24 protein-coding genes are annotated in these 22,451 nt (G+C 69.4%); 14 read left to right on the forward strand and 10 right to left on the reverse strand.

What is annotated here, in order from left to right:
• Positions 1–140: 140 nt before the first annotated feature.
• Complete coding sequence (locus ADY59_RS36295) at positions 141–524, reverse strand: MBL fold metallo-hydrolase (RefSeq protein ID WP_082310680.1); 384 nt, start codon at positions 522–524, stop codon at positions 141–143.
• A 74-nt stretch (positions 525–598) separates the two neighbouring features.
• Here ADY59_RS36295 and ADY59_RS36300 point away from each other — a divergent pair, with 74 nt between their 5' ends.
• The 6 genes from ADY59_RS36300 (at position 599) to ADY59_RS36320 (ending at position 5,310) form a co-directional block, all read left to right on the forward strand.
• A complete protein-coding gene (locus ADY59_RS36300; protein WP_049572350.1) occupies positions 599–1,558 on the forward strand; it encodes a helix-turn-helix transcriptional regulator in 960 nt (319 codons plus the stop codon).
• Between the two features lie 25 nt (positions 1,559–1,583).
• Positions 1,584–2,066, forward strand: coding sequence for a VOC family protein (locus ADY59_RS36305; RefSeq protein WP_049572351.1), 483 nt, complete (start codon positions 1,584–1,586; stop codon positions 2,064–2,066).
• Between the two features lie 74 nt (positions 2,067–2,140).
• A complete protein-coding gene (locus ADY59_RS36310) occupies positions 2,141–3,001 on the forward strand; it encodes an aminoglycoside phosphotransferase family protein (protein WP_231619064.1) in 861 nt (286 codons plus the stop codon).
• The gene (locus ADY59_RS50600) at positions 2,998–3,144 is read left to right on the forward strand and encodes a hypothetical protein (protein WP_156325942.1); all 147 of its coding nucleotides are present in this window, start codon (positions 2,998–3,000) and stop codon (positions 3,142–3,144) included. The genes ADY59_RS36310 and ADY59_RS50600 overlap by 4 nt, the downstream gene beginning before the upstream one ends.
• 135 nt (positions 3,145–3,279) lie before the next feature.
• Positions 3,280–4,491 (forward strand): Cmx/CmrA family chloramphenicol efflux MFS transporter, encoded by a 1,212-nt coding sequence (locus tag ADY59_RS36315; protein ID WP_049572353.1) that lies wholly within the window; start codon positions 3,280–3,282, stop codon positions 4,489–4,491.
• A gap of 45 nt (positions 4,492–4,536) precedes the next feature.
• Positions 4,537–5,310, forward strand: a complete 774-nt coding sequence (locus ADY59_RS36320; protein WP_197094026.1) for a hypothetical protein — start codon at positions 4,537–4,539, stop codon at positions 5,308–5,310.
• A 316-nt stretch (positions 5,311–5,626) separates the two neighbouring features.
• On the opposite strand, the gene ADY59_RS36325 is transcribed toward ADY59_RS36320, so the two are convergent.
• Complete coding sequence (locus tag ADY59_RS36325) at positions 5,627–8,713, reverse strand: DUF3427 domain-containing protein (protein WP_049572354.1); 3,087 nt, start codon at positions 8,711–8,713, stop codon at positions 5,627–5,629.
• Positions 8,714–8,882: 169 nt separating this feature from the next.
• Here ADY59_RS36325 and ADY59_RS36330 point away from each other — a divergent pair, with 169 nt between their 5' ends.
• A complete protein-coding gene (locus ADY59_RS36330; RefSeq protein WP_049572355.1) occupies positions 8,883–9,842 on the forward strand; it encodes a hypothetical protein in 960 nt (319 codons plus the stop codon).
• Between the two features lie 207 nt (positions 9,843–10,049).
• Here ADY59_RS36330 and ADY59_RS36335 read toward each other — a convergent pair whose 3' ends face one another.
• Positions 10,050–10,418, reverse strand: a complete 369-nt coding sequence (locus ADY59_RS36335) for a hypothetical protein (protein ID WP_156325943.1) — start codon at positions 10,416–10,418, stop codon at positions 10,050–10,052.
• Between the two features lie 141 nt (positions 10,419–10,559).
• Positions 10,560–10,865 (reverse strand): hypothetical protein, encoded by a 306-nt coding sequence (locus ADY59_RS36340; protein WP_197094027.1) that lies wholly within the window; start codon positions 10,863–10,865, stop codon positions 10,560–10,562.
• Positions 10,866–11,088: 223 nt separating this feature from the next.
• Here ADY59_RS36340 and ADY59_RS49195 point away from each other — a divergent pair, with 223 nt between their 5' ends.
• Together ADY59_RS49195 and ADY59_RS49200 are read left to right on the forward strand one after the other, a co-directional pair.
• Entirely contained in the window at positions 11,089–11,379 is a 291-nt protein-coding gene (locus ADY59_RS49195; RefSeq protein ID WP_269433671.1) for a winged helix-turn-helix transcriptional regulator, read from the forward strand.
• On the forward strand, positions 11,337–11,735 hold the full coding sequence (locus ADY59_RS49200; RefSeq protein WP_049572362.1) for a hypothetical protein: 399 nt from the start codon (positions 11,337–11,339) through the stop codon (positions 11,733–11,735). Before ADY59_RS49195 ends, ADY59_RS49200 begins: the two co-directional genes overlap by 43 nt.
• Before the next feature lie 3 nt (positions 11,736–11,738).
• On the opposite strand, the gene ADY59_RS36350 is transcribed toward ADY59_RS49200, so the two are convergent.
• Positions 11,739–12,326: a TetR family transcriptional regulator gene (locus ADY59_RS36350; RefSeq protein ID WP_049572366.1), complete on the reverse strand. Its 588-nt coding sequence runs from the start codon at positions 12,324–12,326 to the stop codon at positions 11,739–11,741.
• 75 nt (positions 12,327–12,401) lie between these two features.
• On the opposite strand from ADY59_RS36350, the gene ADY59_RS36355 reads away from it, so the two are divergent.
• Positions 12,402–13,439 carry an NAD(P)-dependent alcohol dehydrogenase gene (locus tag ADY59_RS36355; RefSeq protein WP_049572367.1) on the forward strand — a complete coding sequence of 346 codons (1,038 nt, stop codon included), beginning with the start codon at positions 12,402–12,404 and terminating at the stop codon, positions 13,437–13,439.
• Between the two features lie 35 nt (positions 13,440–13,474).
• Here ADY59_RS36355 and ADY59_RS36360 read toward each other — a convergent pair whose 3' ends face one another.
• Entirely contained in the window at positions 13,475–14,179 is a 705-nt protein-coding gene (locus ADY59_RS36360; RefSeq protein WP_049572371.1) for an SDR family oxidoreductase, read from the reverse strand.
• A 134-nt stretch (positions 14,180–14,313) separates the two neighbouring features.
• Between ADY59_RS36360 and ADY59_RS50605 the strand changes: the two genes are divergently transcribed.
• The 3 genes from ADY59_RS50605 (at position 14,314) to ADY59_RS36370 (ending at position 16,636) form a co-directional block, all read left to right on the forward strand.
• Positions 14,314–14,640 carry a hypothetical protein gene (locus ADY59_RS50605; RefSeq protein WP_156325944.1) on the forward strand — a complete coding sequence of 109 codons (327 nt, stop codon included), beginning with the start codon at positions 14,314–14,316 and terminating at the stop codon, positions 14,638–14,640.
• Positions 14,641–14,774: 134 nt separating this feature from the next.
• A complete protein-coding gene (locus ADY59_RS36365; protein ID WP_156325945.1) occupies positions 14,775–15,968 on the forward strand; it encodes a hypothetical protein in 1,194 nt (397 codons plus the stop codon).
• Between the two features lie 41 nt (positions 15,969–16,009).
• A complete protein-coding gene (locus tag ADY59_RS36370) occupies positions 16,010–16,636 on the forward strand; it encodes a hypothetical protein (RefSeq protein WP_049572376.1) in 627 nt (208 codons plus the stop codon).
• Positions 16,637–16,810: 174 nt separating this feature from the next.
• Here the strand turns inward: ADY59_RS36370 and ADY59_RS36375 are convergent, their stop codons facing one another.
• Positions 16,811–17,725, reverse strand: a complete 915-nt coding sequence (locus ADY59_RS36375; protein ID WP_049572379.1) for an SDR family oxidoreductase — start codon at positions 17,723–17,725, stop codon at positions 16,811–16,813.
• Between the two features lie 82 nt (positions 17,726–17,807).
• Between ADY59_RS36375 and ADY59_RS36380 the strand changes: the two genes are divergently transcribed.
• Positions 17,808–18,878: a hypothetical protein gene (locus ADY59_RS36380; protein WP_049572382.1), complete on the forward strand. Its 1,071-nt coding sequence runs from the start codon at positions 17,808–17,810 to the stop codon at positions 18,876–18,878.
• Between the two features lie 80 nt (positions 18,879–18,958).
• On the opposite strand, the gene ADY59_RS36385 is transcribed toward ADY59_RS36380, so the two are convergent.
• From ADY59_RS36385 to ADY59_RS36395, 3 genes are read right to left on the reverse strand one after another with little or no spacing between them, the layout of a single operon-like run.
• The gene (locus tag ADY59_RS36385) at positions 18,959–19,951 is read right to left on the reverse strand and encodes an alpha/beta fold hydrolase (RefSeq protein WP_049572384.1); all 993 of its coding nucleotides are present in this window, start codon (positions 19,949–19,951) and stop codon (positions 18,959–18,961) included.
• Complete coding sequence (locus ADY59_RS36390; RefSeq protein WP_231619066.1) at positions 19,948–20,184, reverse strand: AbrB/MazE/SpoVT family DNA-binding domain-containing protein; 237 nt, start codon at positions 20,182–20,184, stop codon at positions 19,948–19,950. The genes ADY59_RS36385 and ADY59_RS36390 overlap by 4 nt, the downstream gene beginning before the upstream one ends.
• A gap of 10 nt (positions 20,185–20,194) precedes the next feature.
• Complete coding sequence (locus tag ADY59_RS36395; protein WP_049572388.1) at positions 20,195–22,216, reverse strand: sensor histidine kinase; 2,022 nt, start codon at positions 22,214–22,216, stop codon at positions 20,195–20,197.
• Positions 22,217–22,451 lie beyond the last annotated feature (235 nt).

The raw sequence follows: 22,451 nt of genomic DNA on the forward strand, positions 1-22,451 counted from the left end.
CAGCCGGGCGTTACGGTGGGACATGAAGCCTCCGTGCGGTGCAGATTCGACACCTTCACCACATCGGAGGCTTCTCTATTGATCAAGCTCCTCTGTTAACAACGCTCGTGGTCGATACAGCTAGCCGGCCAGTGCGGCGCTCATCCTGGACGCCGCGTCGCCCAGGATCGGTAGGAGTCGAGCATCGTGTCACGGTCGAGGTCGAACACGCCGGGCATCACCTGGCCGTTCACGTGCGCCACCGTGTCGCCGGTGAACAGCACGCCGTGCTCCGGCAGGAGAGGCGCGAGGCTGCCGTCGGCGTGACCGGGCGTGGCCACCACCCGGGCGCCGCCGCAGTGGTCCTCGTGGAAGTGGGTGAGCACGACCTGGCGCACGTCGCGCTCGGTGAATCCGAGTTCGCGGATGGCCGTGGCGATGCCGGTGCCGACGGGGGTCAGCGAGCCGCCGTCGTTCCACACGTACGACTGCCCGAACTCGAGGAAGAGCAGGTGCAGGCCAGGACGCACCTCTACGATCTTCATGTTCCCCCACCCCGGCCGCCCGGATCGCCGCGTGAGCGAGGAGACGATCATCGTCTCGGTGGCATCCTGGGAGCATGTCCGGCACTTCCGCACGACTGCTGAGCCTCCTGTCCCTGCTGCAGTCCCCGCGCGAGTGGCCCGGTAGCGAGCTGGCCGAGCGGCTGGAGGTCAGTGGGCGGACGATCCGCCGCGACATCGAACGGCTGCGCGAGCTCGGCTATCCCGTCGAGGCCACCCGAGGCGGCGACGGCGGCTACCGGCTGGTCGCGGGCACCGCCATGCCGCCGCTGCTCCTCGACGACGAGGAGGCGGTGGCCATCGCGGTCGGGCTGCGCACCGTGACCCGGCACGCCGTGGACGGCATCGACGAGGCGTCGGTGCGCGCCATGGCGAAGCTGCAACAGGTGCTGCCGTCGCGGCTGCGCCACCGCGTCGGCGCCCTGAACACCGCGACCGTCCCCGCGCCGCAGCTCACCGGCCCGAGCATCGACCCGGAGCTCCTCACGGTCCTCGCCACGGCCGCCGCGCACGGCGAGCGCCTGCGCTTCGCCTACCGGTCCGACGGCGCGGAGAGCAGGCGCCACGTGGAGCCGCACCGCCTGGTCACGGCGGGCCGCCGCTGGTATCTGGTGGCGTACGACCTCGACAGGGACGACTGGCGCACCTTCCGCGTGGACCGGGTCGGCGAGCCGCGCCCGACCGGCGCCAGGGCCACGCCGAGGCGGCTTCCCGCCGAGGACGCCGCCTCCTTCGTCACCTCCCGGCTGTACTCGCTCGCCCCCACGTACCAGGCGGTGGCCACCCTGCACGCGCCGATCGAGCAGGTCGCGGCCCGGCTCGGCGACGGCACCGAGCTGGAGCCGGTCGACGAGCACCGCTGCCGGATCCGCAGTCACGGTGACACCCTGGACTGGCTGGCGTTCCGGCTGATGATGCTGGGCTGCGAGTTCGAGGTGCACGAGCCGCCCGAGCTCGTGGATCATCTCCGCGCCATGGGCGCCCGGACCTTGCGCGCCGTCGAGGACAGAAACTGACCTATACGCCTTCTAGCGTGAAAGCATGACGAACTTCAAGCCCGAGGGCTACACCACCGTGACGGCGTGGATCATCTCCCGCGACACCGCCGCGGTCATCGACTACCTGAAGGCGGCGTTCGACGCCGAGGAGCTCGGCCGCGTCGTCGACGACCGCGGCGTCATCGGCCACGCCGAGGTCCGGATCGGGGACGCGATCGTGATGCTGTTCGACGCCGCCCCGGACTGGCCGCCGACGCCCGCGTTCCTCCGCCTGTACGTCGAGGACGCGCGAGCCGTCCTGGCGCGGGCCGTCAAGGCCGGCGGCGTGCCGATCAGCGAGGTCACCCACCTGGCCTTCGGCGACCTGGTCGGCCGGGTACGCGACCCGTTCGGCAACGTGTGGTGGATCCAGACCCACATCGAGGACGTGACGCCGGAGGAGCTGGAGCGCCGCTGGAGCGACCCCACGTTCGCGGCGGCGATGGCGTACATGCAGCGGCCGGAGACGGAGATCTTCGCCCGCTAGCAGCGAAAACTGGTCGACAAGCGGCCTCGGGACGCACTGTGATGGTCGGGACCGCCCGGACCCAGGAGCCGCACTTGCCCCAGATCGACACCGCACTGGCCAGACGCCTGGTGGACGCCCAGTTCCCGCAGTGGGCCGGGCTGCCCCTGAAGCTGCTCGACCCGGCCGGCTCCGACCATGTGATCTACCGGCTGGGCGAGGAGCTGTCCGTCCGGCTCCCCCGCCACGCCGGCGCCATCGGGCAGGCCAGGAAGGAATCGGAGTGGCTGCCCCGGCTCGCTCCCCACCTGCCGCTGGCCGTCCCGGTGCCGGTGGCGGTCGGCGAGCCCGGCTTCGGCTACCCGTGGCAGTGGGCCGTGTCCCGCTGGCTGGACGGCGAGGTGGCGACCGTCGAGGCGCTGGGCGACTCCCCCGAGGCCGCCGTCGAGCTGGCCGGGTTCCTCGTCGCGCTTCAGCGGTTCGCCCCCGTGGAGCCGCGCGACGACCTTCGCACCCACCCGCTGTCCGACCGGGACCGGGCGACGCGCGACGCGATGGCCGAGGTCAGCGGCACGTTCGACGCCACGGCCATGACCGCGCTGTGGGACGCCGCGCTGGACGCCCCCGGCTGGGACCGCCCGCCGGTCTGGGTGCACGGCGACTTCCACACCGGCAACCTGCTGGTCGACGACGGACGGCTGAGCGCGGTGATCGACTTCGGCGGGCTCGCCGTCGGCGACCCGGCCTGCGACCTGACCATCGCCTTCACGCTGATGTCGGCAGGCAGCCGGGCCGCCTTCCGCACGGCGCTCGGCGTGGACGACGCCACCTGGCTGCGCGGGCGCGGCTGGGCGCTGGCCACCGGACTGAACGCGTACACCTCCTACGCCGCCACCAACCCCCGCATCGCCGCACAGACCGCCCGCCAGATCACCCAGGCATTGGAGCCGTCGTGAAACTCACCGTGCTCGGAGGATGCGGCGCGTGGCCCGCGGCCGGTCAGGCGGGCAGCGGTCATCTGGTCGCATGCGACGGGTTCAAGGTCCTGATCGACGCGGTGCCGGTGACCTGGCCGTGGCCTCCTGGGGCGGCACCGTGACCTTGTGAGGCGTTCTCCGCGCGTTGCTGGAACGGCAACAATACTTGCCGGATGATCAGCGATCGGAGCAGCATCGCCTCCGGAGGTGATCGCCATGATCATGGTGACGGAAGACCGGGGACCCGGTGATGCTCGATGAGCGTCGAAGCCACACAGCAGCAGGAGACGGTAACGCGCGGGAGACTCCCGTTCGGTGTCTACTTGCTGGCGTTCAGCCTGTTCGCGATGGGCAGCGCGGAGTTCCTGCTGGCGGGGGTGCTGCCGGCGGTCGCGGACGACCTCCGGATCGGGTTGCCGTCCGCCGGCGCGCTGATCTCGGCGTTCGCCATCGGCGTCGTCGTCGGCGGGCCGCCCTTCGCCATCCTGACGCTGCGCTGGCCGCGACGGACCACGCTGGTGACCACCCAGGCCGTCTTCGCCGCCTCGGTGACCATCGGCCTGGTGACTGACGACTATTCGGTGCTGCTGGCCACCCGTTTCGTCTGCGGCCTCGCATATGCGGGCTACTGGGCGGTGGCGGCGGTCACCGCGATCAGCCTGGTCACGCCCGACCGCACCGCCCGCGCATCCGGGGTCGTCGTCAGCGGGCTCAGCCTCGCGATGATCGCCGGCGGCCCGGCAGGCGCGTTGATCAGCCACTTCGCGGGCTGGCGGGGCGGATTCTGGGTGGTGGTCGCCCTGACCGCCGCCGGCGCGGTCCTGAGCCTGGTCGCGATGCCCGCGACGAGCGCGGGCGAGGAACCCAGCGTGCGGCGTGAGCTGCGCACCATGCGGCAGCCCCGGCTGTGGGTCGTCTACGCCGCCACCATTCTGAGCACCGCCGCCTACATGATCTCCTTCAACTACCTCGCGGCGTTCCTGACCGACATCACCGGCATGCCCGGCGTGTGGGTTCCCGCGATCCTCGCGTTGTTCGGCATCGGCGCCCTCGTCGGCCTGTCCGTCGGAGGCAGGATCGCCGATCGGCGGCCCTTCCACGCGCTCCTCGTCGGGGCGATCGGGATTCTGGCCGCTTCCGTGCTGCTCGCTCTCTTTGCCCAGTACGCGCTCATCGTCGTCCCTCTCGTCCTGCTCCTGGGGATCGCCGGATTCGTCCTGAACCCGGCGATCTACGGGCGGGTGTTCACCATCGCGGCGAAGGCGCCGACGCTGGCCGGGGCCACCACCGTCTCCGCCTTCCAGCTCGGCATCAGCCTCGTCCCCGTACTCGCCGGGGCAGCGCTCAACGCCGGCGCCGGCATCACGTCCGTCACGTGGATCGGCGCCGCGCTGGCTTTGGCCCTCGTGCCGGTCGTCCTGCTCGATCGCCGGTTGGAGACCCGGGGGACTTGGCGGCCGTCGCCCTGACCGTCACCGTGGGGGTGTGAGCGGACCGGGTGAGAGGATCTTTTGGTGATCAGTGTGGTCTCGGCAGTGATCGCGGTCATCGGCGCAGCGGTGACGGCCGTGCTCGGCTATCGGCTGCAGGCTCAGGTGAAGTCGCGCGAGCGCATCGACTACATGAGCCGATACCGGGACGCACTGCTCTGGACGGCATTCGACCTGCAGAGCCGGATCTACAACATCCTGCGCGGGTACGACGTCGATCGCCACACCGACCACAAGGGGTTCCTCCAGGGGTTCTACCTGGAGGGCTCCACCCGCCAGGTCCGGTACGTCCGGACCAGCACCGCGTTCCTCTTCGCCGAGTATCTGGGCTGGGTGGAGATCTTCCGCCGCGACCTCCCGTTCCTCGACCTGGGAGACAGCAAGCAGAACCGGCAGGCCATGTCCCTGATGGCCAAGATCGGCAGCACCCTCAACGCGGCCGGCACCAACGAGACGGAGGCGTTCCGTATCTTCCGGGGCGAACAGCGGGCCATCGGCGAGCTGATGATCGCGGAGGGCGGCGAACCGGGGCAGCGGGCCTGCCTGGGGTACGCGAGCTTCTGCGGCAAGCTCGAATCGGACGAGGACTTCGCCTCATGGATGGCCGACCTCCTCGAACACGTCGATCTGGCCGCCCGCGAGCCTCTCGGGCCGCGCAAGCGGCTCCTCACACTGCAGCACCAGCTGATCGAGCTGATCGACTTCCTGGATCCAGGGAAGGAGCGCTTCCCCGAGGGACAACGGTCCCGTTTTCGCCCGATGGAGTCCCCCCGAGGCCTTGCCCATCTGAACGAGTAGTCATACGGTCACGCTGACCCCCCGTCATGGCGAGGGAGATCACATGGGCGAGACCGAGACCGCGCCGCGCGGTCTCCTGCCGCCCGGCTCGGCCCTGATGCCTGGCGTGGTGACCGCAACGACCAGCAGCATGGAGGTTTCGGCTATGGGACGGCGAGGGATCACGAGCAACGGTCAACTCCGAACCGGACCACCGACGGTGCGCCGCGGAGAGCCCTGGGACTAGGCGTCTGCAGACTTGAACGAGCCGCCCCAACAGTTCCCTGTGCAGCGGCACGGGGATGTCGGCGCCCTCATCGGCATGCCGTCGTCGCCGCTATCCAGCGATGGCAGCGCGGCGGAACAGGTCGGCAGGCATTTCCTCGTCCAGACGCCACGTGATGGCCATGGGCCGCTCGCCCTGATGCTCCACGTAGCGGGCGGTGCCGTGGAAGACGAACGGCTCAGGATGGCCGTTTTCGTTCTCCTTCCGCTCCCGGGTGAACAGAAGGATGTGGCTGCCTTCGCGCTCGTGGTTCCGATACCGAAGACCAGTCGTGGAGTGCTCGCCCGTACGGTTTTGCGATTCCCAATGAAACAGCCCTGGCGTGAGCGCGAAGTCCCGATACATGGTCTGCGGAGAGAACTCTTTGTCATTTTTCTGCAAGGTGACAAGGAGAGCGTCGCAGCGTGTGGCGGCACTCCAAGCGACGCCTTCGCGCATCGTTGAGGGCACCGATCCGCCCAGCGATGCCCATCTCATGGCTGCGAGGATTTCGTCGGAGGAATATCGAGCATTGATCGCGAGGGGCAACTGGCCGAGCGGCTCAGGCAAGGGCTTAGGCACGTGTCTGGGGCGTTCGAGACCGTACGCCAACACCTGGCGGATTTCCTCACACAGTTCGGGCTGCGCGCGCAACTGCCGCAACGCCTGGTTGTACGTGGCGAAGTCCCCGCCGTCGCGCCAGAACGAAAAGAACAGCATCCGCGCGTACGCCTGATCCATCACGGTACAGGAATCGTAATCAGGGGCTCCTGGATCGAGTAGCCGCACATACGCCTCTGCCCGCCCGCGATCATCCACGTGAAGAAGCGCACGCACGCGCCGACCGAGCATTGTCTCCAGCGGCGAGCCCTCGTCAGGCAGAAGCTTGCTACGGCGAAGCAGGTCTGTCCAGTACCGTCGATTACGGTAAATGTCATCAATGTCGCGACCGCTCAATTCAAGATAGTCGATCAGCGACTTCTCTGCGAACGAGCGAACCTCCTGCGTGAGGGTGGTTACTGTGGCATTAAGGTGAACCTTAAGCTCGGCGAGCAAGCGATCCTTCGTGACCCGGTCCAGCACGATTTGGCTGCCTGAGGGCATCTGCGGAAAATCATCCTCCACCACCGCCTTCAGTCGGCCGCGACCCCGCCCAGTCAACGCCTGGAAGCGGTTAGCGAAGCGATACTCCTTGCGATGCTGCCCAACGAAGTCCAGGACAGTCAAGACGTCCTTCTCCGGAGTCCGCCGCAGGCCGCGGCCTAACTGCTGCAGAAAGATCGTCGCGCTCTCAGTGGGACGCAGCAGGAGAAGGGTGTTCACGTCAGGAACGTCGAGGCCCTCGTTGAAGAGGTCCACCGCGAACAGGAACGTGACCTGTCCCTCCCGCAGAGCCTGCAATGCTGCCCTACGCGAAGAATCATCAGTCGTCCCATCCACAGCCAATGAGGGCAGCCCGGCTCGGGTGAAGAAGTCCGCCATGAACCGCGCATGCCGTACGGTCACGCAGAAGCCCAGTCCCCGCACGGCCGATAGGTCGGAAACCTTGTCGCGAAGCGAGTTGAAAATCAGGCGGGCACGGGCGTCATCGCCGGTGAAGACGTTGTCCAGCGCCGCGGAGTCGTAGGAGCCCCGCGACCACTTCACCGAAGTAAGGTCGGTCTCATCATTGATCCCGAAGTAGTGGAACGGGCAGAGTAGATCCGCATCGAGGGCATCCCACAGGCGCAACTCAGAGGCGATGCGTCCGTCGAAGAACTCGTCCTGGACCCACGTACCGTCTGCACGCTCGGGCGTCGCGGTCAGGCCAAGCAACTCCGCCGGCCGCAGATGATCAATAATCTGGCGGTAGGTACGAGCAGCAGCATGATGAAACTCATCGATGACGACCACATCGAAGTGGTCCGGGCTGAAGGTATCGATGCCGCGAGAGGTCAGCGATTGCACTGAGGCGAACACGTGCCGCCAGCGCCGCGACCGCTCCTCACCGACGTGCAGTTCCCCAAAATCGGGTACGGCCAGCACCTGGCGATACGTGCGCAACGCCTGAGACAAGATCTCACGTCGATGCGCGACGAAGAGCACTGACGGCTGTCCGCCGAGGCGCTGCTGCAAGTTGCGGTAGTCAAAGGCGGCCACGACCGTCTTTCCAGTCCCGGTGGCCGCAACGACGAGGTTGCGATGTCGATCATGGACAGTCCGCTCTACGTCCAGGTCTTCCAGCATCTCTCGCTGATGCGGGAAGGGATGAGGGACCAGGGCAGGGATATCAAAGAGCTGCCGCCCGACCTTGGAGCGTGAAAGCGCCTCATCTAGGCGTTCGCCATCGGTGTCGGGATCGTACGGCTCGAACTGTGGGCGGTTCCAGTACGAGTCGAAGGTGGCCTCGAACTTGTCCAGCAACCGAGCGGTCGTCACCGACGAGAGGCGCACGTTCCACTCCAAGCCGTCCAGCAGCGCGGCCCTGGAAAGGTTGGAACTGCCGACGTACGCGGTGTCGAAGCCGCTACGGCGCCGTAGCAACCATGCCTTCGCGTGGAGGCGCGTTGTGTTCTGTTCGTAGCTGATCCGTACCTCAGCGCCGAAGTCACGGACGAGTCGATCCAGAGCCTGTCGTTCGGTGGCCCCCATATAGGTCGTGGTGATGACCCGCAGTGGCACGTTCCTACGGCGAAGCTCCGCCAGCGGACGCTCCAGAATGCGCAGACCGGACCACTTGACGAACGCGCACAGCAGATCTACCCGGTCGGCGCTGGCCAGTTCGGTCGTCAGTTCGTGGGCCAGGTTGGGGTCCTCGCGAGCGTTGGTCAGGAGTGCGGCCTCAGACAGTGAGGTCAGCGGCCGAGGCGGGGCGACCACGCCAGCCGCTTCCTCCACGACCGACAGCAGCCTTGACGGGCCGTCCGCGACGGTCTCACGGTCAGTCAGATGACTCAACAACTGGTTGGCCAGTTGTATCTGCTCTTCCGGAGTTTTGAGTGTGGCAAAGGCACGGGCGGCGGCCTGTCCCACGAACCGGCCAAGCAGGTGAGCAACCTCCTCGGCGTCGACCTTCGCGGTCTCTACGAGGTGGCCTGTCTCACGCCAGAGATCCACTTGCTGCTTGAGCCTTTGGGTAAGCAGCGAGTCGTATAGGCCAGCAACCGGGGTGTCGTGCACAGGTGGATGCCTCCGCTGAGGGGCTTGCCATAAGCGTTGGCCAGTCTGGCGCTCGTCCCTGTGATCCGCAACACGTCATGAGGTTTGTGGCATTTGGCGGCTATGGCACATTGACGTGAAATACGGCATCTGTAACGGTGGATCCCCACCAAGATCAGCCGGAGGCAGCATGGTTTCGCCGCTCCCCTCAAGCGTGCCCGAATGGACCTTGCAGCCTGGGCAGGCCATCCGGCGCAAGGAACTTCATGAAATCTTCGGCGGGCGGACACAAGGCGGCATCGGTCCCTCGGCGAAGACCCCCAACGTCTTCCTCTTCACTGACCGCGCTGCAGGCAAAAGGTACGGGTACGAGGACGACTGGATGTCCGACGGCCTCTTCGACTACACGGGCGAGGGGCAGCAGGGCGACCAGCAAATGAAGTCTGGCAACGCCAGCGTCCTTGACCATCGCAAGGACGGACGCGCACTGCGGCTCTTCCAAGGCGCCCGCGGCACCGTCACCTACCTCGGTCAGTTCGAAGTAGCTGAGGAGGAACCGTGGTATCCGGCGGATGCGCGCGATGCTCGAGATGGTTATCCGCTACGCCAGGTCATCATCTTCCGACTACGTCCCATCGACACCGCCGCTCAACCACCTCGAACTTCCCTGGCGAAGCTGCTTGCGGACACCCAGCATGTGGTCCAGGCAGTGCCCCTGGAGCAGCAGCTCACTGAGCGGACATTCGTCAATCCTGCCCCGGAGCTGTACGAGGCCGAGCGCAAAGAAGCCAGCCTGGTCCATACGTTGGGCAAGGTGTTACGCGAGAAGGGACACACGGTCGATCGCCCTCGGATCTTGCCCGCGGGCGAGAGGCGGCCGCTCTTCGGCGACCTACACGATCACCATTTGAACCTGCTTGTCGAGGCCAAGAGCAGCCCCACCAGGGAAAACGTTCGCATGGCGATTGGTCAGCTCGCGGATTATGGCCGCTTTCTCCCCACCGCCCGGCTGGCCATCCTGCTCCCCACCGAGCCGCGCCTGGATCTGATCGAGCTCGCCCACAGCCAAGACATCGTGGTCCTCTGGCTCATCGGGGACAAGGTGGAGAGCAGCCGTCCAGACTTCAGCCTGGACGTGGGCCAACCGTAGGCTCGCTTCTCCCGTGAGAATCGTGGCATGACCTAGTCGCACCAATTCGCGCCAGGATGAGCGCCGGCACGCGAAGTCGTGAGGCGGCGGGCTCATTGGTGGCGGGCGTTCCTGCACGGGGCTCGACATCTGACCTTCGGAGGCCCGGGGCCGGCGGTCCCTGGTTGGATGCCGACCGCGTACCCCCGCCCCGGCAGAAGCCAGTGCCTACTTGCAGGTGAGCCTGATCGCGCCCCCGTGGACCGAACTGACCTTCTTGGCATCGATCCACACGCGCCAGTCGTGGGTCCCGTCGCAGGACGAGTCGATGGTCGTCGACGAATTGTGGTACGTGGCGCGCCAGGTGTCCTCGGCCATGGTCTGCCAGCCGTACCACCGCTTGCGCTGGAGCTTCACGGTGACCCGGCCGCAGTTGTCCGTCGCGCTGCCGACGCCTTCGATGACTTTCGAGCTCGTCTTGTACGGCTTGCCGGGAAAGATCTTGCACGTGGCTGCCGCCCCGGCGGATGCGGGCTGGGCGGTCACGAGCAGTCCTGCGGCGAGCGCCGGTACCAGTACGGCCGTAGTCCATCGCATTGAGAAGCATCCCCTTTTACCCCGAGTTCCTTACGGCGAAGAGGTTAAAAGTGAGCGGTATATCGCCGGTATGTCCGGTCACGGGATAGGTGATGGTGGAACGGTCGCGGGTGGGGTGGCGGCCGTTCCGGGCCGTCGGCATCAGTAGCTGAACGTCGTCGCCCCCTCGTCGCCGATCCACTGCCACATGGGGACCGTGCCGCCGATCGTGGCGGCCTTGATCAGCCGGGTCTCGTCGAGCCCCTTGGCGGTGAAGCAGATCGGGCAGACCAGGAACGACCCGCCCGCGGCCTGATAGCGCTGGACCAGGTCGGCCAGCGGTGGGCAGCCCTCGCAGGCCACCCCGGTGGCGATGCCGTGCAGGGCCGGCCGGACCGCTTCCTTGGTCAGGAACATCATCGTCTGCCGGCCCTGCTCGGCCGCGCCGACCGCGACCAGGAACGCCACGGTGACCCGCTCGGCGTCCTCCAGGCCGGTCGTCAGGCTGACGACCGCTTTCCGGACATGTCACTCCTCCTCGGGTGTGTGCTTTCGCCTTCGCTCCTGAGGGTGGGTGACGCGCGAGTGGCCGCCCAGTACGTTTTTTGTAGCGGTCAAAGGCCACCCGCCACCCCGATGATGGGGAAATGAAGCGCTACGGCCAGTACTGCCTGTCGCCAGGGCCGCCGAGATTCTCGCCGAACGCTGGACTTTGCTGATCATTCGCGAGCTGCTGTGGGGCGAGGATCGGTTCAACGCCATCGCGCGCGGCCTGCCCCGGATGTCGCCGTCGCTGCTCGCGGCCCGGCTGCGCGAGCTGCAGCGGGCGGGTCTCGTACGGCGTCACCTGGTCGATGGTGAGCCGCGTTATCGGCCCACGCCGGCGGCGCGGGAGCTGGCGCCGCTGCTGGAGCAGATGGGGGCGTGGGGGGGCGCTGGATGCGTGAGCTGCGGCCGGACGAGTTCGATCCCGTGCTGCTGATGCTTCAGATCAAACGGGAATCGCAGCCGGCCCGGATGCCCGAGCAGGCGGTCACGGTGCAGCTTCACTTCGGTGACGCTCGGCCTGGTCAGCAGCGCTGGTGGCTGGTGCTGTCGCGGTCGGGCGGGGCGGACGTGTGCGACACCGATCCGGGTTTCGCGGTCAGCGTCTGGCTGGAGACCGAGGTGCCGACCCTCACCCACATCTGGCTGGGCGATCTGAGCTGGTCGGCGGCGCTGCGCGATCGGGCGTTGCGGCTGACCGGCGACTTCGCCGCCTGCAGGGCGCTGCCGTCCTGGCTGGACGTGAGCCCGTTCGCGGCGGTCGAGCGGGCCGCGGAGCCGTTGGCCCGGTGAGGCTCAGCCGGTCATCACCGCGCGCCTGACGCTCTCGCGGAGCAGGGCGCGGCGCTGGTCGTGCAGCTCCGGCGGCTCCTCGGCGGTCGCGGCGTAGACGTTGCTGACCGGTGACCAGGCCATCGACATCGCGATGACCAGGGCCATCACGTCGAACGGATCACCCGGCCGCACCAGGCCGGCGGCTTGGGCCTCGGCGATGACGCGTAGTTTGTGGTCGTCGAGGCGGTCGGCGTCGTCGACCAGGTGGCCGGCCGGGCGTCGTTCGAGGCGGGCCCAGGTGGCCAGCCGGATGAGGTCGGGACGGCGCAGGTATTCGTCGTAGAGCCGCACCGCCCAGTCGTCGACCTCGGCGCCGTCGATCGGCACGACGTTCACGATCCGCTCCAGCGAACCGTGGAAGATGGCGTCGAACAGCCCTTCCTTGTTGCCGAAGTAGCCGTAGAGCTGGGCCTTGTTGGTGCGGGCGGCGGCCACGATGCGCTCGATGCGGGCCCCGGCGATCCCGTGCTCGGCGAACTCCCGGGTCGCCACGTCGAGGATGCGGCTCCGGGTAGCGGCGCCACGTGCGGTCAGGGGCTGGTCGGCCATGCGGTTCACCGTACCAAACAGAACATTCGGTAGTCTTGGACAGACAGAACAGTCTGTTTAGAAGGGCGGGCCGACATGAGGACCACTGTGGGATGGGGAGCGGACGGCACGGCGCCGACGCTGCGGCGGACGACGATGGAACGGCGCGACCTGCGCCCCGACGACATCGCGGTACGCGTGGACTACTGCGGCGTCTGCCACACCGACCTGCACGCCGTCCGGGCCGGTGACCGGGACGGGCCCGTCGTGCCGGGGCACGAGTTCACCGGCGTGGTGACCGAGGTCGGCCCGGAGGTGAGCCGGTTCGCGCCGGGTGATCCCGTCGCGGTCGGCAACATCGTCGACTCGTGCGACGTCTGCCCCATGTGCCGGGCCGGGCAGGAGAACTTCTGCCACGAGTTCCCGACGCTGACCTACGGAGGCACCGACCGGCGCGACGGCTCCACCACGCTGGGCGGCTACTCCCGCGAGTATGTCGTCCGCGACCGGTTCGCCTACCTGCTGCCCGCCGGGCACGACCCGGCCGCCGCGGCTCCGCTGCTCTGCGCCGGGATCACCGTCTGGGAGCCGCTGCACGCGCTCGGCGTCGGCCCGGGCAGCCGCGTCGCCGTGGCGGGGCTGGGCGGCCTGGGCCATCTGGCGGTCAAGCTCGCCGTGGCGCTCGGGGCCGACACCACGGTCATCAGCCGGACGGCGGCCAAGACCGGCGACGCCCGCCGGCTCGGCGCCCACGACCTGCTCGTCTCCACGGACGCGGAACAGATGGCCGCCGCCAGGGACCGGTTCGACGTCGTCGTCGACACCATCTCCGCCGCCCACGACCTCGGCCCGTACCTGCGGCTCGTGGCCATGGACGGGACGCTCAGCCAGGTCGGGCACCTCGGGCCGGTCACCGTGCGGACCACCGACCTGCTGGTCGGCCGCAAGAAGCTCAGCTCAGCGGGCAGCGGCGGCCGGCCCGCGACCGCCGCCATGCTCGACTTCTGCGCCGAGCACGGCGTCGCCGCCGACATCGAGCTGCTTGCCTCGGCCCGCGTGAACGAGGCCCTCGACCGCCTCCAGCGCAACGACGTCCGCTACCGCTTCGTCCTCGACCTGTCCGATCTGTCCTGACCGGCCACCCCACCTGTCCGCCCTGTCCTGGCCGGCTACATGTCCGGGGCGGGCATTGCCGGCTGGGCTCCGGACGCCAGCCGCCGGCCGCGCCGGACGATCTCGCCGCCCCACTCCTTCGGCACCACGGCGAACTCCCCCGCCCGCGCCGCCGCCAGCGCCGTGTCGGCGATGTCCAGCGGGTCCTCGCCTTCCGGCGACATGGCACTGCGTACGAGTGCCGGGCACAGCAGCGTCACGCCGATCGGCGTGTCCGCCAGGGTCAGCGCGGCCTGCTCGGCGACGGCGACGACGGCGTGCTTGGAGGCCGCGTACGCGCCTCCGGCGGGGAACGTCGCCAGGCCCGCCAGCGAGGCGGTGATCAGGATGTGCCCGGGCCGCCCGGTGGCGAGCAGGCGGGGGACGAACGCGCGCAGGCCGTTGACGACGCCGCCCAGGTTCACCGCGAACACCCGGTCCCAGTCCTCGGGGGCCACCTCCCAGGGGGCGCCGAGGTCCTTGCCCACGATGCCGGCGTTCAGGCACACCAGGTCGGCGTCCGGTGCGGCGGCGGCCAGGGCCTCCATCGCGGCGGCGTCGGAGACGTCGGTCCGGACCGCCGTGCCCGCTCCGAAGCCGGTCAGGCCGTCGGCGTCGATGTCGGCGAGTACGAGTCGCGTGCCGGCCTCGTGAAGGCGGGTGGCCAGGGCTTTGCCGATCCCGCTCGCGGCGCCGGTGACGACTGCGGTGGTGAAATGCATGAATGCCATTCAACCAGCCGCGACCTGCGGTGCCCCGCCCGGCAGGCACCTCGAAAGCGAGGCCAAACCGAACGTAAAGTGGCCCGCTTTATCGTTCCCAGCGACCGAGAAACCTGACGAGAAGGGGTCCGAGAATGCGAGCACCGAAATGGCTGTCGGGTGGCCTGGCCGCGGGAGCGCTCCTGGTCGTGGCCGGTGCGGCAGCGCCCGCCGCCGCTGCCGGCGGTTCCATCTGCCTCTATTCCGAAATCCAGTCAGTCTGCGTCTCCGCGAGTCCCGGCCACGTGAAGCTGTCGAGAACGGTCACGTCCGCGCGCAACAGCAGCCCGTACGCGGCACGCCTGATCCCGGCCGAAGGCGCGAGCGTCGGCTGCCTGGAGCCGGGCGAGACGGAAAGCTACGCGCGGGCGCACCGGATCTCCGGCATCCAGATCTTCCCCGGGGCCACCTGTCCCGTGTGAGGCAGGCACGGCCATGCCGAAAACATGCTCCCGATATACCGGACCTCGATAGGAATGCCGTCACCGAAATCCCGTGCTCGAAAGGCCGATACATGGGCGACGCCCTCCCTCCCTTGCTGGTCACTCCCCCGTGGATGCGGAAGGCCCCCGTGGTGCCCGGCCTGCTGCCACCCGCGGAACGGGTCGTCGACTGGCAACCGGGGGAACGCGAGGAGTTGCGGCAATGGCTTCCCTGCCGATCCCGGTTGACGGGCGAGCTCCAGGAGATCGTGCGGCTCGAGGGCTGGGAGGGGGTCGTACGGGAGTTCGTGAACGGGCGGATCACTCGCGAGGCCGCCCAGTTCTCCCTGTTCGAGCACGGTCCGGAGGAGCTGCTACGGCCGTTGCTGGCGAACTGGCGGCTGGAGCTCACGCGTTCGTCCGACTTCTCGATCCTGCGGACCGTGACGGTGCGGTTCGAGGCGGACGCCCTTGATGTGGTGTTCCCCAACGCGAAGGCGCACCGCTCGGGCTGGGCGCTGATGCCGTTCCGCGACGTCGAGGTGGCCAGGTTGATGGCGACCTGGCTCGGGAGGTCCTCGACGCGCCGCCACGCCCGGGAGTGGTTCGCCCGGCACGGGGCGGCGGCGGTGCCGTTCCTGGTGCCGGACGCACTCGGCGCGCGGCGTCCGCGGCGCGACAAGGCGGTGGCGGCGCTGCTCCACATCGCGGCCCGGTGCGGGGAGGCGGACGTGGTGGCGGCCGCCCGCCCGTACGGCGATCAGGCCGCCGACGCCGTCGCGCGGATCCTGGACGGCGGCGCGCCCACGAGCAAGCCGCGCGACGTCCCCTGGCTGGACGTGGACGCGCTGCCCGAGGTGCTGCTGCGCGACGGCCGGGCGCTGCCGGGCGACGCGGTGAAGAATCTGGTCGGCGCGCTCACGCTGTCTCCCGGCGTCCAGTGGAACGCCCCGGCCGAGAGCTATCCCGGCCTTCAGGACGCGCTCGACCTCTGCGACCGGGCGTCGCTGGCGGCCTTCGGCTGGGCCGTCTACGAGAGGTGGGAGGCCGCCGGGGCGCCGTCCGGCAACCGCTGGGTGGTCGATCAGCTCATCTGGCTGGCGGACGACGAGGTCACCGGCCGGCTCGGGACCCTGGCGCTGAACGGTCCGGCGAGCATCCCCGAGGACGTCACGGGCGTGCTCGCGGACATCGGCACCGACACGGCGCTGGCCCAGCTGGAGTTCGTCGCGCGGCGGGCCGGGCCCGGGTTGCGCGGGACCGCCAAGGAGAGGATCGCCTGGACCACCAGGCGGCGCCATGCCGGTCCCGTTCTCGCCTGGAGGTGATCTCCCCGAACCTTTCGGACAGGTCGCACATCTCATGACTTGTGATCAAACGTGTGATGGCGGCGGCGCTGGTGGCCGGGACCGTCCTGGCGGGAACGGGTGTGGCGGACGCGGCGGTAGGCAAGATCCCCAAGAACTTCCTGCTCACCGAGGTCGAAGCGAGGAAGCCGCTTCCGCCGGAGGACATGGACGAGGCGTGGTGGACGATCAGTGACCGCCTGTCCCGCCCGCTCGAGCTCAATCCCTGCAGAACCAAGCGCAAGCGCGGCGACGGCCGGGTTTCGATGCGCACCATCACGTATCTGACCAGCGCCCCCCATGAGAGCGCCGAGCAGCTCGTGGTCCACCGGAATGCGACGTACGCCCACGCTGCCTTCCGCAAGCTCCAGGCCGACCTGAAGCGATGCCGGCTCAGCGACTCCGAGCACCGCTACGGCACCCGGAGCGTGCGCGTCGGGAGCGAGGCCATGCTGGTCGGGTACCAGTCCCTCGACAAGGGCAGGTGGGTGCCCCATTCCGGGTGGCGCTACATCGTCGCGCGACGCGGTAGCGCCCTGTTCCTCTACAAGGCCCACGTGGAGACCGGCAAGCTGGGGAGGCCGCTGACCGGCCCGGCGAAGAGGATGGCCGTCAAGGTGTGCCGCATCCGTGGCGTGTGCGGCTCGTGAGCTGGACCCTGGAGTCCCACGCTGGAGCTGCTGGAGAGCGTGCTCGACGAGGAGAGCCCAGGCAAGCTCGGCTTCAACGGCGGCTTTCCGGTGGCCGAGGCGCCGGTCGCGTGGCTGCGGACCTTCCGCGATTTCTGCCGGGCGGCGCCCAACGGGTTCGTCTGCCTCCGAGGCTCAGCGGTAGCCGGTGGCGTCGGCGGGCCTGCCCGGGTCCTGGACCTCGACGAGGTAGCGCCAGCAGTCCGGCTGCGAGCCGTCCACGTCGGTGAAGTCGTACTCGCGGGCGAGTTGCCCGCTGGACAGCGACTGGCCGCTCCAGCGCATCACCTCCGGGTCGGACGCGAGCGCGGCGACCGCCCTGCCGACGTAGCGAGGCGTCTCGGAGATCACGAAGTGCGGCTCGCGGGCGGTGGCGTCGCGCCAGTTCTCCTCCCTCACCTCGAACAGGTCCAGCATCAGCTCCGACCTGAGCCAGCCCGGCGTCAGCGTCACCGCCGCGCAGCCGTACTGCCGCAGCTCGTGCGCCTGCGCGAAGCCCAGTCTGATCACCGCGCTCTTGGCGTGGTCGTAGAAGAAGGACACGCGGTAGTTGTGGTCGTTGTACGCCTTCGTCCCGTCGGTCATCTCCACCACGAGGCCGCCCGGCCGCTTGATCAGCAGGGGGAGCGCGTAGTGGCTGGTGATGATGTGGGTGTCCACGGCCAGGCGGAGCAGCCGCATCCCCTTGTCGAGGTCGTGCTCCCACAGCGGCACGTCCCACTCGGCCAGCAGCTCGCCGCCCCAGATGTCGTTGACCAGGACGTCCAGGCGGCCCTGCTCGCGCTCGATCCGCTCGACCAGGGCGCGTACCTGGTCGCGTTCGAGATGGTCGACCCGGACGGCGATGCCCTGGCCGCCCGCCTCGGTCACCAGGGCGGCGGTCTCCTCGATGGTCTCCGGCCGGTCGTATTCGGAGCGGCTCTCCCGGGTGGTCCGGCCGGTCACGTACACCGTCGCCCCGGCCGCCCCCAGCTCCGTCGCGATGCCCCGCCCGGCACCCCGCGTCCCCCCGGTGACCAGCGCGACCTTGCCCTTCAACGTGTTGTGCATGAGCCGAAGGTAACCGCGATACCCGACAACGGCTGTCATCTTTCGCCGGACCCGGGCGATGCGCCGGCACTAGGTTGAGCGCATGGATCTGATGAAGCGGGCCGGGGACCTCAAGGGCGAGCTCTCGGAGTACGCGAAGTCGCCGCGGTTCCAGCGGGCCACCAGGAACATGATCCTGCGTGCGTTCCCGAACGGCGTCGACAACGAGATGATCTTCTCCACGGCTCTCGACGCGTTCGTCTTCACCGAACGGCTCGAAGGCGGGCAGACCGTGCTCGGCTCGTTCGCCGAGCGCTTCACCGGCGCGGACCGCGCGCTGCTGCTGTCCTGGGCCGACTACGTCCAGGGCGTTTTCGAGATCAAGGAGCCGTACGGGGAGGACGGGGTCGTCGCCGTCAACCACGTCGACGAGCTGACCTACCGGATCCGGTCCAACATCGGCGCCGAGGGCGTCGAGCAGCTCACGCCGGGCGTCATCATGGTCGGCGGCATCGTGCCCGTCGGCGACGACTGGATGATCAGCGGCGCGGCGACCGCCTACTCCGCCGAGGACGCCGACATGGTGCTCGCCGGGGTGCGGACCCTGCAACTGCAGAACCCGAAGATGGTCTTCCGCAATCCGGACAAGCTCGCCCAGGCACGTGTTATCCAGGCGGAGCAGCGCGCGTCCTTCATCGACCTGTACGGCGGCGACCTGGTCGTGGTCGGCGGCGACGCGGTCAAGGAGACGATGCTGGCCTTCTACCGGCACCACCATGAGCGGGGCGGCGGCGAGGCCGCGGAGTGGCAGGAGCCGGAGCTGCCCGACCTCGGGTTCGCCGGGGTGTCGAGCGTCGCGATCGTCTTCGACGCGGACGAGGGGCTCAGCTTCTTCCCGAGCTTCGACCTCGCGCAGGCGGTGTTCGCCGACCCCTCGCTCATCGTCCGGCGGCCGTATCGCGACGTGGTCAGCGGCTATCTGCGCGGGGGCGACACCGGGCCGGGAATCCTGCGCCGGCTCGCCGCGACGGATCCCGCCAAGGCGGACGAGGTGTTCCGGAGGCTGCTGAAGAAGCCCGGGTTCTCCTGGGACCGCGACGGCGAGGCGTTGCTGCGCAAGCACAAGCCGACCTGGTTCGACGGCCCCGTCCTGCCGAGGATGATCCCCGTCTAGACCCGGCTCTGGCCGCCGACAGCGTTCGGCGCCGCCGGCCTCGATCCGCACCGCGGCCGAGGTCGTGTGGCGCGGGGATGCTAGGCCCGCACCAGTGAGGCGAAGTCCGTCACGGCGGTGACGAACGCGCGGGGCTTGTGGTCGTGGATGACGTGCCTGGCGTCGATGCGCCGGTAGACGGTCTGGGGGGCGAGTTCGCGGACGCGGCGGGCGTCGTCGTCGTCCATGGCGCCGACGAGGCCGTGCTTCTCGAACCGGTTCCAGTTGGCGTGCAGCAGCAGGAGGGGGCCGCGCGTCTCCCGCAGGGCGGCCTCGTGGGAGAAGTCGCCGTAGAAGCGGCCGTCGACGAACGCCCTGGCGAAGTCGGGGTCGAACATCGAGGCGGCCCGGATCGTCTCGTCCAGGGAGCGGGGCAGCCAGCGGACGCCCAGGCTCGCCGGGCGGCCGGGATGGCGGCGGGCGTGCCGGGCCACCAGGCGGTCGAGGAGGTCGACGAACCGGTCCGGCATCCGGATGGTCCTGTTCTCGGCGACCGGGATCTCCTGGCGGAAGATGTCGGCCGCGCGCCCGGACTCTGCCACCCGGACGGCGTGGGCGAGGCCGGCGTGGACCCAGCGGTCGCGGTCGCGGAAGCGCGGCATCTCGACGGAGAAGATCGGCGGGTCCTCCAGGACGGTCGCCGCGACGAGGTCCGGGACGTGGGCGGCGCACCACAGGGCGAGGATGCCGCCGGAGGAGTTCCCGCTGACGATCGCGGGTCTCCCGACGACCTCGCGCAGGAAGCCGGCCAGGTCGGCGCCGGCGGAGTCCCAGGAGTAGTCGCCCGGGGTCCAGGAGGAGGCGCCGTGCCCCCGGACGTCGAGGGCGTAGACGGTGAAACGCCGCGCGAGCTCCGGCAGGACGCCGCGGTAGCTGCTCCACAGGCTCATCTGGCCGGGGACCAGGACGAGGGGGATGCCCGACTCGGGGCCGCGGACGTAGTTGATCAGCACGCCGCCGAGCTCGGCGAACTCCTGGCGGAAGCCGGCCAGCGAGTGCGGCAGCGGCTCGCGCAGGCCGTGGAAGGGGTTCACTGCTCGGGCTCGCTCTGCGCGGCGAGGACGCCGGTCGCGAACTGCCGGAACCTCTCGTTGTCGACCAGCGCGATGCCCTGTTTGGGGTCCACGAGCACGAGCAGGGTGTCGCCCGGCTCGATGCCGAGCAGGTCCCGCGCGTCCTTGGGGATGACGATCTGACCCTTTTCGCTGATCTTCACGGTCCCCACGATGTAGCGGCCGTCCGGTCCTTCGATCATTTTTCCGGTCACGGGTACGACTTTACCTACTTTTCCTACTTTCCGCACCGACGGCCACCATCGGGGACAGCGGGAGCATCACTTCCACGCGGGTGCCCTCGCCCGGTTCGCCGGTGATGACGCAGATGCCGCCGAGCTCCGCCGCGCGCTCGCGCATCGAGGCGAGGCCGACGCCGGGGCGGTGCGACTCGGGCAGGCCACGGCCGTCGTCGGTGACGGTGACCCGCAGGACGGAACGTTCCCTGCGCAGCTCGACGGTGGTGGTGTCGGCGTCGGCGTGGCGGCGGATGTTGGTGAGAGCCTCCTGGACGATGCGGTAGACGGCCACCTCGGCGGCCGCCGGGAGGTCGGACAGCATCCCCTCGACCTCGACCGACACCCCCGGCCCCGCCAGTTCGCGCAGCGCGCGGGCCAGGCCGAGGTCGTCCAGGGCGGGCGGGCGCAGGCCGTGGACCAGCTCGCGGACGTCGCCGGCGACCGCGTCCATGCCGGCGCGCAGGTCCTGCAGAAGGGCGTCGGCGGACTCGGGCGAGTCCTTGAGACGGCTGCGGGCGATGTTGATGATCATCGCCATGCTGGACAGGCTCTGGCCGAGACCGTCGTGCAGGTCGCGGCGCAGGCGGCGGCGTTCCTCCTCGCGGGTGCTCAGGATGCGTTCGCGCGAGCGTTGCAGGTCGGCGGCCATGCGTACGGCATGGGCCACGTCGGCAGCGTACGGGGCGAGGGTGGCCAGCACCCGCTCGTTGTGGGCGGCCGGGAAGCGGCGCGGGCCGGGAGCGCCGACGAGCAGCCGGCCGACCTGCTCGCCGTGCCAGACCAGCGGGACCCGCCGGGGCCGGTCGCCGACGCGGCCGTTCTCGACGTAGCGGGGCTCGCCGTCGGCGACCTCGACGGCCACGCCCTCCACCGCGAGCCCGTCCTTCAGGACGGCCACGACGGACGTGAGCGCCTCGGCCGGGTCGCCGCGCCTGATGGCCTGGGTCAGCCGCTCGGCCAGCAGGCCGGGGTCGCCGACCCTGCCGTACAGCATCCGGTCCACGATTCGCTGCAACGCCCGGCGCAGCGGCTGGAAGAACGCCCCCGCGAACAGGGCCGCCCCCAGGCCGGCGATCTGGCCGTACCCGGAGACGAGCACGCTGGAGACGGCGCCGACGCCGAAGTAGACGGCGCTGACCACGACCAGCAGCCCGGCCGCCACGAACGTACGGCTGACCACGGTGTCGATCCCGTACAGCCGGTAGCGCATCACCGCGAACGCCATCGAGACCGGGATCAGCGCCGCCCAGGTGATCGACAACCACATCAGCTCCGGCAGGGCCGCGCCCACCAGCAGGAACACGATGTAGCCGCTGAACGTGAACATCGGCCAGCCGATCTGCCGCCTGCCCACCGGGTCGGCCCACCGCATCCGCAGCACCATCGAGCACGCCGCCAGCGCCATGGACGTGTAGATGAACGTCCAGCCGACCACGCTCATGGTCTGCAGGTACGGCCCGAGCGCGGGCACCTCCAGCGGGTTGTGGATGACGACCGGGTACGGGTACCCCTCGGCGGGCGGGTCGGGGCGTACGAAGCCGCGCAGGATGTTCAGGCCGAGCCCGGCCACGCTCAGCACGATGACCCAGCGCCAGCGCGGCGACGGCAGCCTGCCGTCGGGCGAGTAGAGCGGTAGCACCGCCGTGAGCGTCGCCCCGCAGATCCCCCACGGGATCAGGGCCGCCAGCCGCAGCCAGCCCGCCGCCTCGAAGTCGCCCCGGGCGGCGGAGTGGAAGAGCAGCGCGTTGGTGATGTCGCTGGCCGCCCCGGCGAGCCCGCCCACGCACATCACCCACGCCATGCCCAGCCTGGGCCGGTGGAAGATCAGGACCGCGCCGACGATGGGGAAGGCCAGGGCGGCGGCCGACTGCGGGGTGGCGGTCACCGCCGGGGTCCACTCGGGTGGCAACGTGCGCCAGATCGTCAGCGCGGCCAGTTCGAGCAGCGGGGACAGCACCGCCAGGGTGACGGCGGCGGCACGCGCCGCCACGGTGGCGTTCCGAGCCATGCTGGTCCCTGCCTCTCCTGGAGCTGGACAGGATTATGCACGGCTTTATATTGATAAATGGTTATAAGAGGGTTGCTCACCTGCTGAACGTGGCCAGCGTCCCCCGCCCGTCCGAGACCGCGATGGTCTTGTCCGACCCCAGCACCAGTTCGTCGTCCCCGTCGCCGTCGTAGTCGCCGGCGGTCAGCGGCGTCAGACCCCGCCCCGCCCCGATCGGCCCGGCGTCCCGCAGCCC

Origin of the sequence: Nonomuraea sp. SBT364 (assembly GCF_001083785.1) — a bacterium.
Classification (GTDB): Bacteria; Actinomycetota; Actinomycetes; order Streptosporangiales; family Streptosporangiaceae; genus Nonomuraea.

Coding starts and splice junctions, on each gene's coding strand:
- ADY59_RS49200 (WP_049572362.1), top strand. CDS start 11,337: ATGCGTGAGCTGCGGCCGGACGAGTTCGATCCCGTGCTGCTGATGCTT.
- ADY59_RS50605 (WP_156325944.1), top strand. CDS start 14,314: ATGCGAGCACCGAAATGGCTGTCGGGTGGCCTGGCCGCGGGAGCGCTC.
- ADY59_RS36335 (WP_156325943.1), bottom strand. CDS start 10,418: ATGCGATGGACTACGGCCGTACTGGTACCGGCGCTCGCCGCAGGACTG.
- ADY59_RS36365 (WP_156325945.1), top strand. CDS start 14,775: ATGCGGAAGGCCCCCGTGGTGCCCGGCCTGCTGCCACCCGCGGAACGG.
- ADY59_RS36395 (WP_049572388.1), bottom strand. CDS start 22,216: ATGGCTCGGAACGCCACCGTGGCGGCGCGTGCCGCCGCCGTCACCCTG.
- ADY59_RS36305 (WP_049572351.1), top strand. CDS start 1,584: ATGACGAACTTCAAGCCCGAGGGCTACACCACCGTGACGGCGTGGATC.
- ADY59_RS36375 (WP_049572379.1), bottom strand. CDS start 17,725: ATGCACAACACGTTGAAGGGCAAGGTCGCGCTGGTCACCGGGGGGACG.
- ADY59_RS36330 (WP_049572355.1), top strand. CDS start 8,883: ATGGTTTCGCCGCTCCCCTCAAGCGTGCCCGAATGGACCTTGCAGCCT.
- ADY59_RS36350 (WP_049572366.1), bottom strand. CDS start 12,326: ATGGCCGACCAGCCCCTGACCGCACGTGGCGCCGCTACCCGGAGCCGC.
- ADY59_RS36315 (WP_049572353.1), top strand. CDS start 3,280: ATGAGCGTCGAAGCCACACAGCAGCAGGAGACGGTAACGCGCGGGAGA.
- ADY59_RS36380 (WP_049572382.1), top strand. CDS start 17,808: ATGGATCTGATGAAGCGGGCCGGGGACCTCAAGGGCGAGCTCTCGGAG.
- ADY59_RS36295 (WP_082310680.1), bottom strand. CDS start 524: ATGAAGATCGTAGAGGTGCGTCCTGGCCTGCACCTGCTCTTCCTCGAG.
- ADY59_RS36300 (WP_049572350.1), top strand. CDS start 599: ATGTCCGGCACTTCCGCACGACTGCTGAGCCTCCTGTCCCTGCTGCAG.
- ADY59_RS36355 (WP_049572367.1), top strand. CDS start 12,402: ATGAGGACCACTGTGGGATGGGGAGCGGACGGCACGGCGCCGACGCTG.
- ADY59_RS36360 (WP_049572371.1), bottom strand. CDS start 14,179: ATGCATTTCACCACCGCAGTCGTCACCGGCGCCGCGAGCGGGATCGGC.